The 16,462-nt window shown below is 56.0% G+C and carries 13 protein-coding genes and 1 pseudogene; 4 read left to right on the top strand and 10 right to left on the bottom strand.

Annotation, left to right across the window (positions count from 1 at the left end):
* Positions 1 to 16: 16 nt before the first annotated feature.
* Entirely contained in the window at positions 17 to 685 is a 669-nt protein-coding gene (locus tag QRN50_RS15010; protein ID WP_162885206.1) for a hypothetical protein, read from the bottom strand.
* Positions 686 to 936: 251 nt separating this feature from the next.
* Positions 937 to 2,052: pseudogene (locus QRN50_RS15005) on the bottom strand (OPT/YSL family transporter); the annotation flags it as partial.
* 283 nt (positions 2,053 to 2,335) lie between these two features.
* On the opposite strand from QRN50_RS15005, the gene QRN50_RS15000 reads away from it, so the two are divergent.
* On the top strand, positions 2,336 to 3,535 hold the full coding sequence (locus tag QRN50_RS15000) for a hypothetical protein (RefSeq protein ID WP_096127016.1): 1,200 nt from the start codon (positions 2,336 to 2,338) through the stop codon (positions 3,533 to 3,535).
* A gap of 281 nt (positions 3,536 to 3,816) precedes the next feature.
* On the opposite strand, the gene QRN50_RS14995 is transcribed toward QRN50_RS15000, so the two are convergent.
* Positions 3,817 to 5,517 (bottom strand): AIPR family protein, encoded by a 1,701-nt coding sequence (locus tag QRN50_RS14995; protein ID WP_096127010.1) that lies wholly within the window; start codon positions 5,515 to 5,517, stop codon positions 3,817 to 3,819.
* 542 nt (positions 5,518 to 6,059) lie between these two features.
* Between QRN50_RS14995 and QRN50_RS14990 the strand changes: the two genes are divergently transcribed.
* Positions 6,060 to 7,103: an aminopeptidase gene (locus QRN50_RS14990; RefSeq protein WP_096127011.1), complete on the top strand. Its 1,044-nt coding sequence runs from the start codon at positions 6,060 to 6,062 to the stop codon at positions 7,101 to 7,103.
* Positions 7,104 to 7,274: 171 nt separating this feature from the next.
* Here QRN50_RS14990 and QRN50_RS14985 read toward each other — a convergent pair whose 3' ends face one another.
* A complete protein-coding gene (locus QRN50_RS14985) occupies positions 7,275 to 7,820 on the bottom strand; it encodes a gamma carbonic anhydrase family protein (protein ID WP_003401536.1) in 546 nt (181 codons plus the stop codon).
* 112 nt (positions 7,821 to 7,932) lie between these two features.
* On the opposite strand from QRN50_RS14985, the gene prlC reads away from it, so the two are divergent.
* Positions 7,933 to 9,984 (top strand): oligopeptidase A, encoded by a 2,052-nt coding sequence (prlC, locus tag QRN50_RS14980; RefSeq protein ID WP_003401537.1) that lies wholly within the window; start codon positions 7,933 to 7,935, stop codon positions 9,982 to 9,984.
* Positions 9,981 to 10,268, top strand: coding sequence for a YheV family putative zinc ribbon protein (locus QRN50_RS14975; protein WP_003401539.1), 288 nt, complete (start codon positions 9,981 to 9,983; stop codon positions 10,266 to 10,268). Before prlC ends, QRN50_RS14975 begins: the two co-directional genes overlap by 4 nt.
* 68 nt (positions 10,269 to 10,336) lie before the next feature.
* On the opposite strand, the gene QRN50_RS14970 is transcribed toward QRN50_RS14975, so the two are convergent.
* From QRN50_RS14970 to QRN50_RS14945, 6 genes are all read right to left on the bottom strand, one after another.
* Positions 10,337 to 10,621 carry a hypothetical protein gene (locus QRN50_RS14970; protein WP_003318443.1) on the bottom strand — a complete coding sequence of 95 codons (285 nt, stop codon included), beginning with the start codon at positions 10,619 to 10,621 and terminating at the stop codon, positions 10,337 to 10,339.
* Positions 10,622 to 10,705: 84 nt separating this feature from the next.
* Positions 10,706 to 10,933 (bottom strand): hypothetical protein, encoded by a 228-nt coding sequence (locus tag QRN50_RS14965; protein WP_003401541.1) that lies wholly within the window; start codon positions 10,931 to 10,933, stop codon positions 10,706 to 10,708.
* A gap of 214 nt (positions 10,934 to 11,147) precedes the next feature.
* Positions 11,148 to 13,046 (bottom strand): cytochrome c/FTR1 family iron permease, encoded by a 1,899-nt coding sequence (locus QRN50_RS14960; protein ID WP_096127012.1) that lies wholly within the window; start codon positions 13,044 to 13,046, stop codon positions 11,148 to 11,150.
* A 156-nt stretch (positions 13,047 to 13,202) separates the two neighbouring features.
* A complete protein-coding gene (locus QRN50_RS14955) occupies positions 13,203 to 13,835 on the bottom strand; it encodes a LysE family transporter (RefSeq protein ID WP_011266152.1) in 633 nt (210 codons plus the stop codon).
* Between the two features lie 67 nt (positions 13,836 to 13,902).
* On the bottom strand, positions 13,903 to 14,496 hold the full coding sequence (locus QRN50_RS14950) for a mechanosensitive ion channel family protein (RefSeq protein WP_024651188.1): 594 nt from the start codon (positions 14,494 to 14,496) through the stop codon (positions 13,903 to 13,905).
* A 16-nt stretch (positions 14,497 to 14,512) separates the two neighbouring features.
* Positions 14,513 to 16,423: an ATP-binding cassette domain-containing protein gene (locus QRN50_RS14945; RefSeq protein ID WP_011266153.1), complete on the bottom strand. Its 1,911-nt coding sequence runs from the start codon at positions 16,421 to 16,423 to the stop codon at positions 14,513 to 14,515.
* Positions 16,424 to 16,462 lie beyond the last annotated feature (39 nt).

Below are 16,462 nucleotides of genomic sequence, written 5' to 3'. Positions count from 1 at the left end.
GAAGTTGTACCTCTGCTTAAAAAGGTTTAGTGGCGACCGTTGACATGACTTGCTGTTGGCCATTCATCCAGTCTGCAGAAACTGCGCAGCGTGTTTCAGTCAAGCGTTGGATAACGGCAAAATCGCTTCTCAGGTTTCGTGAAAATATCGGCTCATGGTGAGCAATTCGATGTCGAAGCAATCGAATTTGTTCGAGATCAGCCGCGATCTTTGCTCGGTGGGCAGATACAGTGAAACACTTTTCGAGGTTTGGAAAAAAGCGGTATAGATAGGTGGCCCAGATACGGCCTTCAAACCGTTTTTTGAACATTTTTTCCCAAAAGACGAATTTCAACTCTGCGATAACGGCGCCGGTTGTGCCACATTTCTGTCTGGCTCTTGCAAGCTCTTGTTTTGGCTTGAAAACCGGACCTGTAACATTCGGCAAGCTCTGCTCGAAGCCGGGACTCCAAGGCCACCGGGGGCCGTAAACCGAAGCGATTGCGTCTGCAACACCGTTACGGACAATCACCTCGCACAGGTGTAGAGGCGTAAGGAACGCTCCAGAGACGAGGGCGTTCCAGGCATATAGAGTTATGGCCTCATCAAGACCTCGGCCCACAGCGAGCGCTGCGTTTTCATACGTCGAAATCCGGGCAGATGAAATGGATAATCTGATTGCTTTTGCGACCTCTAAAGCTGACATTGACGACAACTGCAAATCTCCCTACAGTCTGTCCACTAGCCGAGGGCCTAGCTGGCTTATGCCTCCCCCCACGGACAGATGATATAGCAATACCCAAAGCCCACCTGCACGGTGGGTTTTTTGTTGTGTGCGTTAATGTAAGAAGCGCCTTTCAAAGGCGCTGAACGTGATGTGTCTGGGGGTTCAATAAGGCTCGTGCCCGGATCATCTTCATTCCTGAGCAGATCACCGCCGGAAATTTTTACTCTCTCATTACCAAACATCTGCCACAACCACGCACCCATTTCCGTAATACTCTCCCCGGCGATCAAACCCGCAGCGGCGGTTATGGCGAATCGTTCAGTAAGGCTCTCCCACCGGCAGCAGACTGTCCAGGTAAGCAGCGCGCCGAGGGCCATCATTAACGACACTGACACTGGAAACACAAACTCCAGACCAAAGGTGGCAGTGCTTGGCAGGAAGCGGGCGCGACGACCCCGAAGCTCAATTGCGACAACTGCCCTATCGCCCAGATCGGCGGAATAACAGTGGTGCCGACCAGCCGCGCCGCTGCCGCTGCTAGGCAAATCGCAGAAGGATGGTCATCAGTGCCATTCACAGATTGACGGCGAACAACTGTACGGCAGACTCACCATCAGAATGATCGAGAGCACCAGACCAAGCGCAGTTCCCGCCTTGGGTACGGCCCGGATCTTACCGCTAAGCGTTCTGGTCAAGGTGTAGATCCCACAGCCAATCGCCAGAGACGCCAGCGTCGAGCACACTCTCAGGCTTACCCCGGCGCCAAACCGCCCAGCAGCGTCATACTCACACGAATGCCGATGATCACCCAAACACCACCAACAACACCGAAGGGTCAGCGATGAACCTCAGCGGTTTAAACTGCGCACTAGGTAACTAGCGCAGAAACGCCCACATAAAGTTATCGACCCACTTCGCCAGACCGGACAACAACGCAGCGCTGAGCAACACCTTTCGCTTCGCCGTATCACGACCATAGTGTAAATGTGCGACAGCATTTCCAGCGTCGCTATGCCTTCCGAAAACTTCAGAGACTTATCATTGAGCTGCGACGGCCATAAATATGATTCGATCCGAATCCCCGGGAAACGCACAGAAAACACTTACGCCAAGATCGGAACAGCACATCCAGCGGCTGTTCCGCCAACAACGTATAAGCCGGAGTCGACGCCACTAACCATCCGGAATAATCGACTCAGCGGGTGATTCACGGCTTGGTTGATATTGCTCTCAAGAAGCGTCCATAGCGGATGATCGTGCGAGCGCCTTGCCAGGCCTTTTATGAGGGCACGCAGGCTGAGTTTGTGTTGGACCGGCGCGATTTGCGTAATTGAATTTGCAGGCATGCAAAATTCTTTCGACGGTGGGCATTGACGAAGGTATGTGAAAAGGTGTGTTTTAATGGTAAAAAGTTCAGGTTAGGCTGATTGCTTTCGGATCTTTATTGGTGTTGACTATATGCTTTGCGTTAGTGTAGGAGGCTTCTAAGGTGTAGATCATTGTACAGAACCACTCGTTAAATATACGGCTTCGCCTTAACAAAGTTTTTACAATTGTCTATGGCTGCATAGGTGATACCGTGAACTACCTAGGCATTTACAGATTTTGATTAACCAAGGGTGTAAAAAATTGCAGACTATCAAACCAGTTCTAGTGTACCTCGATAGTTGCGATTACTCGGCGTTGAGCAAACCTCAGCTCACAGAGACCGAAGCACAGCATGTAGCAACGCTTAAAGCACTAAAGCTCAGCGGCAAGTTTCTATTCGTATTTTCCGGTGCTCATATATCAGAGATGTCTCCTCTGGATCAAAAGCACTCTAATGCCGCATTGCTGCGTACTAATTTGATGGTAGAACTCTGTGGGCGGAATACGCTGATCTCCTTTGATAGGCTCATAAAGGCTGAGCTTTCTCGCTTGGTCGAGCGAAGCTTTCAACCCATAAACGCTCTTAATCGAGATGGCGAATGGTTTCCAGATATGGGAACACTCATAAATCCAATAGATGAATTAGATATTGCTGGAAAATTACAGCGGGAAATGGAAAGTTATCCACTCAACCGGAAAATGCGGAGGACAGTTAAGGCGGGCACAACAAAGAAGAGCGGGGAATTTCGTAAGGACGTTGAGAGGCGTTTCGGTCAAGCAGACTACAGCGAGCTGATTCATAAAATACCCATGCGCCCCCGCGATTTTAAAGTGCTCAAGAACTATGTTCTAGGCCGATCGACTCGGGGGGAAGCCAATGTAGCTTTTCTAGAAAGTCTGCGCGATCCAAGCTATATGGCACAATGGTTTAACCATTACCACCAACAGTTAGGCCCTATTGTTGAGTGGGTCAGGCGCCCGGCAAAACAAATGATGGAAAGCTGTACCGTAACTATCATGGGGCTAAGAGAAAAGTTGGAAAGTCTACCAGAAGTCGACCGTACTGAATTGAATAAAGTAGTAACCGCATCAAGCTGGGAGAAGCTAAAAACGCAGGGGGTAGTCGATATAGTAAATCGTCTGCTAAAATTACTATTGCCCGAAGCGTCGGAATGCAATAATGCGAAGGATATCGAAGAATATTGTCCTGGGATTTATATTTGCATCAACACCTTCTATGACTCGCTTCAAAACTCCTTTACGGAGCGTCCCCGCAGAATTAAAGCTAGCGATTTTGTGGATATGATTCATTCTCTTTATACTCCATACGTTTCCTATTTCAGGGCTGATAAATACATGTGCAATATAATTCGACCGCTCGTCCCGAAACGCTTTGGGACGCTAGTAGTGGCGTCAACAGAGAAATTGTTTGCTGCGCTCGAGAGTCACGAGGACAGGTAGCTCGTGCCTTAATAGTTTGAGATTGAGAAGGGTCAAATCCAATTAGTCCTATAGACAGGTGCCAGCCGCAAGCCTTAATAGACCAAATTTCTTATATTCATTCGTTCATTGATTGCATTCACGCCTGAGCTAGACTAATAAACAAGCGCAAAAATCTTGTCAGATAGTTGTTTTGATGAGGGTCTATATTGGCATTGCCAGAAAAGTTTACTTATCATAGTACCAAGCTTTATGCTGCTAGTATTCGCATGCTAGCAGCACTGATTTGATTTATAATCCCTTTAGTTAATTACAGAGTCTACATTTCCTAACACTGTAGCCGTGAGGGGCGGCGATTTAAGCAAGTCGCGAGAAATATCTGGATCAGGTATTGCAGTCCTAATTAATGTGTCCAGTCTGTCAAACCAAATGCCATCATTAGCGGAAAATAGATTGTATAATGCTTCGTTTTTAGTTTTGCAATCAAACGCCTTGAACATTGCCCCGCAAAATTTTGATGCTGCTGTCATGACATGCCAACGAAGCTTCGAGTATCTACCATCAAACCTCTTATTACCTGTAAGGAGTCTCAGTCGATAATAGATGTAACAGGCAGTATAATAGTCTTCTTCGTGTCGCCCTGGCGAAAAGACGTCATTTAAAAGATCTCCTGTCAATCTATTTGGATATCTACTTGACAAGTCGGGGCGCATCATAACTACTGCTGCGTAACACCGTGCCACCTCCCGAGCATCGAATATACGTGCGGGTGCAACGTTCTCAGCTCTATACTGGCCTTTGCGGCGTTCAAAGTAAATTCTGTTCGCCTCTGTAGCTCCTCTTGCATTAAAATATTGTTCTAGAATGCGTAGAGCATCAAGGGTAGATATAAACTGTGCATCCTCAACCTTTGATTGTCGGTTTGTCGCACGAACAATATCGTCAATTACTGAGGGCTTGTCTGCTTCGATAAGCTTAATCATTAAGCTTACGGTATTGTCAACTTGTGCATCTAAAGATATAAGGATGTTGGAGGTCTGGCATCCATTTACAATTTGAAAGTCACGTATGAAAATTTCTTGTCCTGCTGGCCGAATGCTGGATGCTACTATGGTAATGCCGTTATTCATAAGGCCAAAGCGTTGCTTTTTATCAGCACTGTTTAGTGTTTCAGCAATTTCAGAGTTAACTTCGACATCTACTCCCAAAAAATCACGCACGTTTTCTTCGAATAGTTTCTTTCGAGGATTTCCGTTTGGATCTTTAAGAACCGAATCTATAAAATTTCGAGCGGTTACAGTGGCGACATAAGCATTGTTGATATCGGGCGCAGCGGGAAATGGCGCATAGCCGACAGTTGGTAATCTTGCTTCCATTGGCCCGTCAGCCGACAGCCATAATTCGTGGATTAGCTCTCGATGAGCTTTAATAAGCTGGGTCTCGTTAGAATACCCCATTCGCTTAAGTGCGACTTCGCCGACTTGGAATGCTGCATTAATCTCCACCGCGTCAGTATCTGGCGCTGCGGAGAAAAAATAAGCGTGCAGATCAGGGAGTCCGCCTCGAATTCGACCGATATTTTCAAATACTTTGTTAAACATTTCCTTGAATGTTGCTAGGTACTGGCTATGAGGTTGTGCTGGTGCCTCTGATAAATAATCAACGATGGCGGCAACAAAAGAGTCAATCTCTTGCTTAGACCAAGTCACCGATCTTTTTGCTTGGATGAGTACAATCGTTACTTTATACTCGCGCCTGCTTGTTTCGAAGATCTCATCCAGTTCTTCTAATGAGAATACAGCGCGATCATCAAGGAACAGTAGAGCGCCATCTATGCCCGGGTCAGCGCCTTCATAGACCAAGTCGCTCGATTCAACCCTATCTCCAGAGTATTTGGAGAAAGCACAATAGCTGACAAATGCTTCAAAGTTCTTCGACTCTTCATATGGAGCACCAAAGTCTTTGCAGAAGGTATCAAAGTATGATTTCGTTACGAGGTGCATATTTCTGTCCCTAGATATGATAGGTGATATTAGGCAGAATTTTCAAAAAAACACAATCCCCTCCGTTGATCGCCTCTAGGTCCGAATGTAAATTCAAGTGCTCCCTTCTGGCTCAGATAATGTGAAAATGCATCCGACGCCTCACGTTCGCGTCGGGATGTAGATCTTCCAATTCCTCCTGCATCTGCGCTAAGACTTGTATAGGGAAATCGTCTTTGGATTTTTCCCACCCACAATTTCTGGCCCGGACCTCATGCGAAGCTTTGACTTCTTAAAGCCCGTGTTCATGAATGTCACTCTGCTGGCAGCGTAGCTGCAGGTGGGCGTCGTAAAAAATCAGTAATTTGCGTTTTCTCTGAGATTATTTCACTGTTGCTGTGATATACCTCAGATATCCATCGAATCCAACTACGCATTAGGTTCCACAACATTCGTTAGCTGCGTTATGGATGATCAACCGCGCCAGTTGAAGGTGAATTATGCAAGCAACTGGTTCGTCCGGGATAACATCACCATATTCAATTCACCAACGCCTCCTGTCTATGCCCACACGCCTTCGCCACCTGCTAGCGCTGACGGCCGTCATGCTGCTTGCCGGCTGCTCCAGCGTTTCCTATTACGGCCAGTTGGCTCAAGGGCAGTGGCAGTTGCTGCAGGCGCGCGAGCCGGTAGAGAAAATCGTGGCTGACCCGACTCAGGATGCAGGTTTGCGCGAGCATCTGGCCCGGTCTCAGTTGGCGCGGGCGTTTGCCAGTGAGCATTTGCATCTGCCGGACAACAAGAGTTACCGCCTGTATGCCGATCTGGGCCGCCCTTATGTGGTGTGGAATGTGTTCGCGACGGATGAGTTCTCGCTGGAGCCGGTCACGCATTGTTTTCCGATTGCCGGGTGTGTCGCGTATCGCGGTTATTACAGCCCTGGCGGGGCGCGTGGCGAGGCGGCGTTGCAGCGGCAGGCGGGCAAGGATGTGTATTTGAGTGGCGTGGAAGCCTATTCGACGCTGGGTTGGTTCAATGATCCGATTCTCAGTTCGATGATGGGCTGGGGTGACGAGCGTCTGGCCACGCTGATTTTTCATGAATTGGCGCATCAGCGTTTTTATGTGAAGGACGACACGGAGTTCAACGAGTCCTACGCCAGTTTCGTCGAGCAGGAAGGTACGCGGCAATGGCGTGCGGCGCGGGGATTGCCGCCGGAGAGTGTTTCGCAGTCGGCACGGCGTGATCAGTTTACCCGGCTGGTGCTCGACACCCGGGAGCGACTCAAGGCGCTTTATCGTCAGCCGCTGTCGGCCGAAGTGATGCGCGCGCGCAAGGCTGAGGAATTCGAGCGGATGCGCCGTGACTACCGCGCGTTGCGGGATGAGCAGTGGGCTGGCGACAAGCGTTTCGATGCCTGGATCAACAGCCCGATGAACAACGCTAAACTGCTGCCTTTTGGTCTTTACGATCAATGGGTGCCAGCGTTCGAGACGTTGTTCAGGCAGGAGAATGGCGACTGGCAGGCGTTTTATCGAGCGGTGGAGAAGCTGGGCGGGATGCCTGCCGAGGCGCGCAAGGCGGCGCTGCAGGCGTTGATGCCTTGAAGCTCCTGTGGGAGCGAGCTTGCTCGCGAAGAGGTCGGTACAGCGCCCACACAAAGGGCGTTTGAACCGCGGTCTTCGCGAACAAGGGAAGCGTCGCCCCGGCTCGCTCCTACGGCCTTCGGCCAGAATTGAAGGCCGACTGAGTGCAGAGCGCAGTATTAATAGCGGGCCTCAACCCTTATCAAACCCTTCCGCCAGATGCTGATCCTTGAGCTTCACGTAATTAGTCGCGCTGTACGGGAAGAAGGCGATTTCCTTTTCGGTCAGGGCGCGCACCTGTTTGACCGGGCGACCGACGTACAAAAAGCCGCTTTCCAGCACTTTGCCCGGCGGTACCAGGCTGCCGGCGCCGATGATCACTTCGTCTTCAACGACCGCGCCGTCCATGATGGTGGTGCCCATGCCGACCAGGATGCGATTGCCGATTGTGCAGCCGTGCAGCATGGCCTTGTGGCCGATGGTCACTTCATCGCCGATCAGCAGCGGAAAACCGTCCGGGTTGAAGGGGCCGGCGTGGGTGATGTGCAGCACGCTGCCGTCCTGCACGCTGGTGCGGGCGCCGATGCGGATCCGGTGCATGTCGCCGCGCACCACGGTCAGCGGCCAGACGGAGCTGTCGGCGCCGATTTCGACGTCACCGATTACCACCGCTGAATGATCGACAAAGGCCCGTTCGCCGAGGGCTGGGGTGTGCTCCTGAAACTTGCGAATGGCCACGATAGGCTCCTTCTTTGGCAGTGATAGGCGTGTAGAGCGGGTTTGGTTGCTGCGGTCGGCGTCGATTGTAATTAAGATGGCTGAGTGTTTCTTCAAGGCAAGGTGCAAAACCGTGAGCGCGAACAACCCTCTTCTGCAATCGTACGACCTGCCACCCTTTTCGGCGATTCGTGCCGAGCATGTCAAACCTGCTATCGAACAGATCCTGGCGGATAACCGCGCCGCGATTGCCGACATCCTCGCCAAACAGGGTTCGACACCGACCTGGGCCGGGCTGGTGCTGACCATGGACGAGCTGAACGACCGCCTGGGCGCTGCCTGGAGCCCCGTCAGCCACCTCAATGCCGTGTGCAACAGCGCCGAGCTGCGCGAAGCGTATGAATCGTGCCTGCCGGCCTTGAGCGCCTACTCCACCGAGATGGGCCAGAACCGCGCGCTGTTCCAGGCCTATGAAGCCTTGGCCAATGGCCCCGAGGCCGCCAGTTTCGACGTTGGCCAGAAGACCATTCTGGAGCAATCGCTGCGTGACTTCCGCCTGTCCGGTATCGATCTGCCGCCTGAGCAGCAGAAGCGCTATGCCGAAGTGCAGAGCAAGCTGTCGGAGCTGGGCAGCCAGTTTTCCAACCAATTGCTCGATGCCACTCAGGCCTGGACCAAGCTGGTTGCCGATGAGTCCGCCCTCGCCGGCCTGACCGACTCTGCCAAGCAGCAGATGGCCGCCGCGGCCAAGGCCAAGGATCTGGAAGGCTATCTGATCACGCTGGAATTCCCGAGCTACTACGCGGTGATGACCTACGCCGAAGACCGCGCACTGCGCGAGGAAGTCTATGCGGCGTACGCCACCCGCGCATCGGATCAAGGCCCGAACGCCGGCAAGAACGACAACACGCCGGTCATGGAGCAGATCCTCGACCTGCGTCAGGAACTCGCGCAATTGCTCGGTTATGCCAACTACGCTGAACTGAGCCTGGCGACCAAGATGGCCGAGTCCAGCGATCAGGTGCTGAGCTTCCTGCGTGACCTGGCCAAGCGCAGCAAGCCTTTTGCTGCCCAGGACCTGGAGCAGCTCAAGGCTTATGCCGCCGAACAGGGCTGCCCGGATCTGCAAAGCTGGGACAGCGGTTTCTACGGCGAGAAGCTGCGCGAGCAGCGCTACAGCGTTTCCCAGGAAATCCTGCGCGCCTACTTCCCTGTCGATAAGGTGCTCGGCGGCCTGTTCACCATCGTTCAACGCCTGTACGGCATCGAGATTGCCGAGCAGAAAGGCTTCGACACCTGGCACCCGGATGTTCGTCTGTTCGAGATCAAGGAAAACGGCCAGCACGTCGGGCGTTTCTTCTTCGATCTGTATGCCCGCGCCAACAAGCGTGGCGGTGCCTGGATGGACGGCGCGCGTGACCGTCGCCGTACGGCGCAAGGCACGTTGCAAAGCCCGGTGGCCAATCTGGTGTGCAACTTCACACCCGCTGTCGCAGGCAAGCCTGCGCTGCTCACCCACGACGAAGTCACCACGCTGTTCCACGAATTCGGTCATGGCCTGCATCACCTGCTGACCCGCGTCGAGCATGCCGGGGTATCCGGTATCAATGGCGTGGCTTGGGACGCGGTCGAGTTGCCGAGCCAGTTCATGGAAAACTGGTGCTGGGAGCCCGAAGGCCTGGCGCTGATCTCCGGTCATTACGAAACCGGCGAGCCGTTGCCGCAGGATCTGCTGGAGAAGATGCTCGCTGCCAAGAACTTCCAGTCCGGCCTGATGATGGTGCGTCAGCTGGAGTTCTCGCTGTTCGACTTCGAACTGCATGCCACGCATGGCGACGGCCGCAGCGTGCTGGACGTGCTGGAAGGCATTCGCGACGAAGTGTCAGTGATGCGTCCGCCTGCCTACAACCGCTTCCCGAACAGCTTCGCGCACATCTTCGCAGGTGGTTACGCCGCCGGTTATTACAGCTACAAGTGGGCTGAAGTGCTGTCCGCCGATGCGTTCTCGAAGTTCGAGGAAGATGGCGTGCTCAACGCTGAAACCGGACGCGCCTTCCGCGAAGCCATTCTGGCACGTGGCGGTTCGCAGGCACCGATGGTGCTGTTCGTCGACTTCCGCGGACGCGAGCCGTCGATTGACGCATTGTTGCGTCACAGTGGCTTGAGTGAGGACGCGGCAGCATGACCGATACACCGGTAGTCATTACCAGGAAACGCTTCATCGCCGGGGCGGTTTGCCCGGCATGCAGCGAGCCCGACAAACTGATGATGTGGAACGAAAACGACGTGCCGCATCGCGAGTGCGTCAGTTGCGGCTACAGCGATACGCTCAACGAGCAGGGTATTTCGATACCGAAGGAGTTGGGTACGCGGGTCAACAAGGCGGTGGTCAAACCGGCGGATCCCAAGGTTCAGGGTGTACAGTTCTTCCCGAACCCGAAGTTGAAGAAGCCGGTTGATCTGGAGTGATCAACGTCTGACTCAGCATGTCGAGGGGCATCGAAAGTGCCCCTCACTCCTGACGGTCGTGTCGCTGTTTACTTGATGGAAAGATTCATTTTGGTGAATGCTTTGGCCAGTTCGATCAAAATGGCGTCATCCTTGCCATCGATTCCCTCTACCCCATCAACGTCGGCTTTGCTCTTGACCGTATCGTAACCGTCGCCGTTACCGGAAGCCGTTACAAACGCCGTAAACGCCACGTCTCCCTTGCGGCCTGTTCTTTCATTGACAGCTTCACTGTCCCAGAACTCTACGAGTACTTCAGGCGTCGCGTCGCCTTCAAGTTCGGCGCTTGAAAGTCTTACTTCATAATTAGCCATGTTCTCAATCCTCTTTTATTGATTGAGATGCCAGTACTGCATACCTTTCCGGCACCTGCGTAAATCAGGTTTTATTACCAGGCGTCACCAATCCACCAACTCAGCCACCTTCTTCCTGAAGGCCAATGCCAGGTCGGTCAGAACTTCCTCGTCCCTTCCCAGTTCGCCGCGAATCTTGTGCTTGCCATGAGGGTGCAGCCTGACCCAGGCATGCTCTTGCAAATCATCGTTTTCATAAAATTCAATGGCTATTTCAGGATGGTCATGTTCCTCAATGTCTTCAGCCCACAACCGAATCTCATACTTGGCCATCACCCACCTCGTTCTCAGGTAAATGCGCCAGTACCCGATAGCCGAGTTGGCGTTTCGCTACACTAGGCTTGAAGAAAAAGGGCGTCTACTGGCAGAAGTAACAGGTGGTTTTTTATACAGGGCGGGAACTATCTAAAGGAGGGCTTTAATAGCACTTAAACATACAGTCAGGACAAGCGGCGGGCGCCGCTTGTCCTTGAGCACGCGTGAAGTTTCAGTCTGCCGTCTGCAGCCTGCGCTTCTCGGTCAGACGACTTCTGCCGTACAGCACGGCAATGGCGATCAGGGCGATGGCCTGTGCGCCGAGCGAGTACAGGTCGGCGTGAATGCCCAGCCAGTCGAACTCGAAGAACGGCACCGGCCGTGTGCCGAATATGCCCGCCTCTTGCAACGCCTTGACGCCGTGACCGGCAAACACCACCGACAGTGCGCAGAGCAGCGCAGCGTTGATGCCGAAGAACAGCGACAGCGGCAGCTTCGCCGAGCCGCGCAGGATGATCCACGCCAGGCCCACCAGCAGCACCAGCGCCGTGGCACCGCCCGCCAGCACGGCGTCGTGCCCGGCCGGTCCTGCCTGCAGCCACAGGGTTTCGTAGAACAGGATGACTTCGAACAGCTCGCGGTAGACCGAGAAGAACGCCAGCACCGCGAAGCCGAAACGACCGCCGCCGCCGACCAGGCTGCTTTTGACGTAGTCCTGCCACGCAGCGGCGTGGCGACGGTCATGCATCCACACCCCGAGCCAGAGCACCATCACACTGGCGAACAACGCGGTGGCGCCTTCCAGCAATTCCCGCTGTGCGCCGCTGACGTCGATGACATACGCCGCGAGCGCCCAGGTGGCCAGCCCGGCCAGCAGCGCCAGACCCCAGCCGATGTTGACGCTGCGTACGGCAGACTGCTGGCCGGTGTTGCGCAGAAACGCCAGAATCGCCGCCAGTACCAGAATCGCTTCCAGTCCTTCACGCAGCAGAATCAACAGGCCCGAAATATAGCTCAGTGACAGGCTCAGGCCGTCGCTGCCCAACAGGTCCGCCGACTCCCTGAGCTTGCCTTTGGCTGCTTCCAGCTTCTGCGCAACCTGAGGTAGCGGCATGCTGTCCTGCAAGGACTGCCGGTAAGCCATCAGGCTCTTTTCAGTGTCCTTGCGCACATTGGCGTCGACGTTATCCAGCGAGCTTTCGACCAGCTCGAAACCCTCCAGATACGCCGCGACCGACAGATCATAGGCCTGCTCGCGATCACCGGCCTTGTAGGCTGCCAGGCTCTTGTCCAGCGTTACACTGGTGTAATCCAGCAGTTGCGCCGGGCCGCGCTGTACCTGTGGTGGCTGCGCGCGCTGGGCCCGGAAGGTGGCGGTAGCGTCCGGACCTTCGGCTGCCTGGATTTCGGCCGGTGTCTGGCGAGCCAGGTCGGCAAGGTTGAAGGTCTTGGCAGGCTGGGCGACAGGTTGCGCGCTGAAGCTGGCGATATAGGTCGCTATATCCCAGCGCTGGCGATCATCCAGCTGGTCGGCGAACGCGGGCATATCGGTGCCGGCAATACCCAGCCCGGTCGCGTTGTAGAGATCGTAGAGACTCAGGCGATCCAGCCGCGCGGTATCCCGCAGGTTCGAGGGCGGCGGTTCCAGGCCGATACCTGCCGGCCCGTCCCCTGCACCGCTGTCACCATGGCACACCGAACAATGCTGGGCGTACAAAGGCGCGCCACGGGCCGGGTCCGGCGTAATGGCCGGGGCCTGACTGACCTCGTAGGCAAGCGCGAGCCTGGCACTCAACTGCCGCGCCTGACGCGTGACCTGCGAAGGGTCCTGTCGACCCGCCACAGCGCTTTTCAGCTGGGTGACCGCCTGCTCCAGAGCATCCCGCTCGGCGCGCTGCGGCAAGGCAACGACCAGGCCCTGCAACGCAGCCAGGTTATCGACCTGTTGCTGGTACTTGACGGTGTCCACGACCTTGCCGTCTGCCACGGTCGCCGGGTAATCGGCCCCCAGGTAATCCAGCAGATGCAGCGCCTGGGCTGCACCCTCGACCGGGTCGGCCAGCGCAACGCAGCTGCCCAGCGCCAGGAGCGGCAACAGTAACCAGGCAAGAAAACGAGAATGGACGGGCATTACAGAATCTCGACGGGAATGCGAAGCGTTGCATTGTTAACGCCGCAACGGCACTACTCAATAGTCGAGGTCTATTTTTGTTACAGAATCTTACGTTCAGCCTTCAGTCGCCCTGAGCAGAACGGGTGTCTGCTCAGGGCTCGAGACCGACACGTTTCAGGCCGTACCGCGATGCAACGTCGCGAGGAAACCTGCCGCGCCCACGAACAGGCTGGCGAAGGTGCGATTCATGCGACGTTGCTGGCGAGGCGTCTTGAGCAGGCGCAACACCTTGGATGCCAGCCCGGTGTAGCCCGCCATCACGATCAGATCGACCACCACCATGGTCGCCGCGATGATCGCGTACTGGATGAGCAGCGGAGCGGCCGGGTCGATGAACTGTGGCAGGATCGCCAGAATGAAGATCAGCGCCTTGGGGTTGCTGATATTCACCAGAAAACCACGCAATACCAGCGTCATCGGTTTGCCCACCGGGCGCACGGCTGATTCGTCGGCCAGGTCGGCTGGCAGGGCGCGCCATTGCTTGATGCCGAGATAGACCAGGTATGCGACGCCGAACCACTTGATCAGTGTGAACGCCATATCGGAGGCCGCCAGCACTGCACCCAGACCTGCCGCGACAATCGCGATCTGTGCCACCAACGCAATCTGCAAGCCCAGGGCATTCCAGTAGCCACGCCAGAAACCGTATTGCAGGCCGCAGGACATCGAAGCGATGGCGCCCGCGCCGGGAGACAGACTGATAATCCAGCAGGCCGCAAAAAAGCCCAGCCACGTTTCAAGCGCCATCGTGCACCTCAAGCAAAGTCGAATGCTCAGTAAATTAATGCGGGTTGCTTTGCAAAGCTAACGATTTCTAATCCTGCTCGTCCGGCTGCTTTGCGACCACCATCTGCGCAAACAGATCGCTGCCACGCCAGCGGCGCACCGACTTCTGGAAAAACTGGCTGTTGGGCACCTGGACCAGCGCGCCTCCGGCTTCCGGGGTCTCGATCAGAGTGGTGAACATCAGATTGATGGCGACCACCCGCCCCTTCACGCCCGGCTTGTCCAGCGTATCGACCAGCTCGACCATGTCACCGATGCGGAACGGGCCGATGGTGAAGATCAGAATGGCGCAGAGCAGGTTCGACAGCACGCTCCACATGGCGAAGAACGCCACCGCCGCAACGGCGACGAAGCCGGACAGTGCAGTCCACAGCACCGTGGCCGACACCCCGAGTCGACCCAGGACGAGCACAAAGGCGCTGCCCATGATCAACCAGCGCAGGCCGCCGCGAACCGGCACCAGCAATTCTGGCGGCAACGGATAGCGCTCGCCCAGCCCGGTCAGAAAACCACCCACGATGCGTTGCAGTACGTAACCGGCCAGCAGGATCAGCAGAATCTGCGCACCCACCAGCAGCGGTTCAAGCCAGTACGCGGATACCGGCAAGCCCAACATGTCCATCACTTCCCTGCCTCACTCACGACAATGCTTCCAGTTCGGCCTGCATTGATTCCAACAGTTCCAGCGCTTGCATCCAGGCGTCTTCCAGCTCGGCTTCGCGCACTTTCAGCTTCGCCTGTTCGGCCAGCAGATCGCGCAGCTTGTCCTTGTTGGCCGCCTCGTAGTTGGTGCTGTCAGCCAGCGCTTCTTCGACCTTGGCGAGTTTTTCATTCACCAGTCCGAGATCACGCTCCAGCTTGTCGGCTTCGCGCTTGTGCGGCGCCAGTTGCTGACGCAAGGCCGCTGCCTGCTGGCGCTGGGCTTTCTTGTCGGTCTTGTCGGCGTTGACGGGCGTGTTGCTGACCGGAGCGTTGCGCAGCCGGTAATCGGCCAGCCAGCGCGTGTAGTCATCCAGATCGCCGTCGAACGCCTGCACGCGGCCGTCGGCCACCAGCAGGAAGTCATCGGTCGTGCTCTTGAGCAAGTGCCGATCGTGAGACACCACCAGTACCGCGCCACCGAACTCCTGCAAGGCCATGGTCAGCGCCAGGCGCATCTCCAGGTCGAGGTGGTTGGTCGGTTCATCGAGCAGCAACAGATTGGGCTTTTCCCAGGCAATCAGCGCCAGCGCCAGACGGGCTTTCTCGCCACCGGAGAAATTCAGCACCGGCTCATCCAGACGCGCACCACGGAAGTCGAAACCGCCAAGGAAATCGCGCAAGGTCTGTTCACGCTCGGTCGGTGCCAGGCGCTGCAGGTGCAGCAACGGCGTCGCCTTGGCGTCCAGTGAGTCGAGCTGATGCTGGGCGAAGTAGCCCACGGTGAGGTTTTCGCCACGCACCAGCCGACCGCTTTGCGGCTCAAGCTCGCCGGCGAGGTTTTTGATCAGCGTCGACTTGCCTGCGCCGTTCGGACCCAGCAGGCCGATGCGTGCACCGGGCGTGAGTTGCAGCTTGACCTTCTCGAGGATGGTCTTGTCGCCGTAACCCAGGCGCGCATCGGACAGGTCCAGCAAGGGGCTGGAGATCTTGTCGGACTCACGGAAGACGAAGTTGAACGGTGAGTCGACGTGCGCGGCCGACAGCTCTTCCATGCGTTCCAGCGCCTTGATCCGGCTTTGTGCCTGACGGGCCTTGGTGGCCTGGGCCTTGAAGCGCGCGATGTACTTTTCCATGTGCGCACGTTGCGCCTGCTGCTTCTCGTAGGCCTGTTGCTGCTGGGCCAGACGTTCTGCACGGGCGCGCTCGAACGCGCTGTAGCCGCCGCGATAGAGAGTGATCCTGCGTTGCTCGACATGGGCGATGTGATCGACCACGGCATCCAGAAAATCCCGGTCGTGGGAAATCAGCAGCAAGGTGCCGGGGTAACTCTTGAGCCAGTCTTCAAGCCACAGAATGGCGTCGAGGTCCAAGTGGTTGGTCGGTTCGTCGAGCAGCAGCAGGTCCGAGGGGCACATCAATGCCTGCGCCAGGTTCAGGCGCATACGCCAGCCACCGGAGAAACTGCCGACCTGACGCTCCATCTGTTCGTTGGTGAAGCCCAGCCCGGCCAGCAGCTTGCGAGCGCGTGCGTCGGCGGTATAACCGTCGGCGCTGTCGAGCTCCGAATGCAGACGGGCCTGAGCGGCACCGTCCTGCGCGGCTTCGGCCTCGGCCAGCGAGCTCTGTACCTCGCGCAGGCGCTCGTCGCCATCGAGCACGTAATCCACGGCCAGGCGTTCGAGCGTGTCGACCTCCTGGCGCATGTGCGCGATACGCCAGTCGGCGGGCAGCAGGCAGTCGCCGGCGTCCGGCGTCAGCTCTCCACGCAGCAGGGCAAACAGGCTGGATTTACCGGCGCCATTGGCACCGATCAGACCGGCTTTATGGCCGGCGTGCAGAGTCAGCTCGGCGTCTTCTAGCAGACGTTGCGGACCACGCTGTAAGGTAAGGCTTTGAAGTCGAATCATAATGGCGGCGGAGTCTACCAGCTTCGTCCTGAACAGGTG

The sequence above is a fragment of the Pseudomonas sp. MEJ108 genome, from assembly GCF_030208985.1.
Lineage (GTDB): Bacteria > Pseudomonadota > Gammaproteobacteria > Pseudomonadales > Pseudomonadaceae > Aquipseudomonas > Aquipseudomonas fragariae.
Note: the sequence above shows the minus strand (reverse complement) of the source record. Positions and strands in the feature narration are given on the sequence as shown.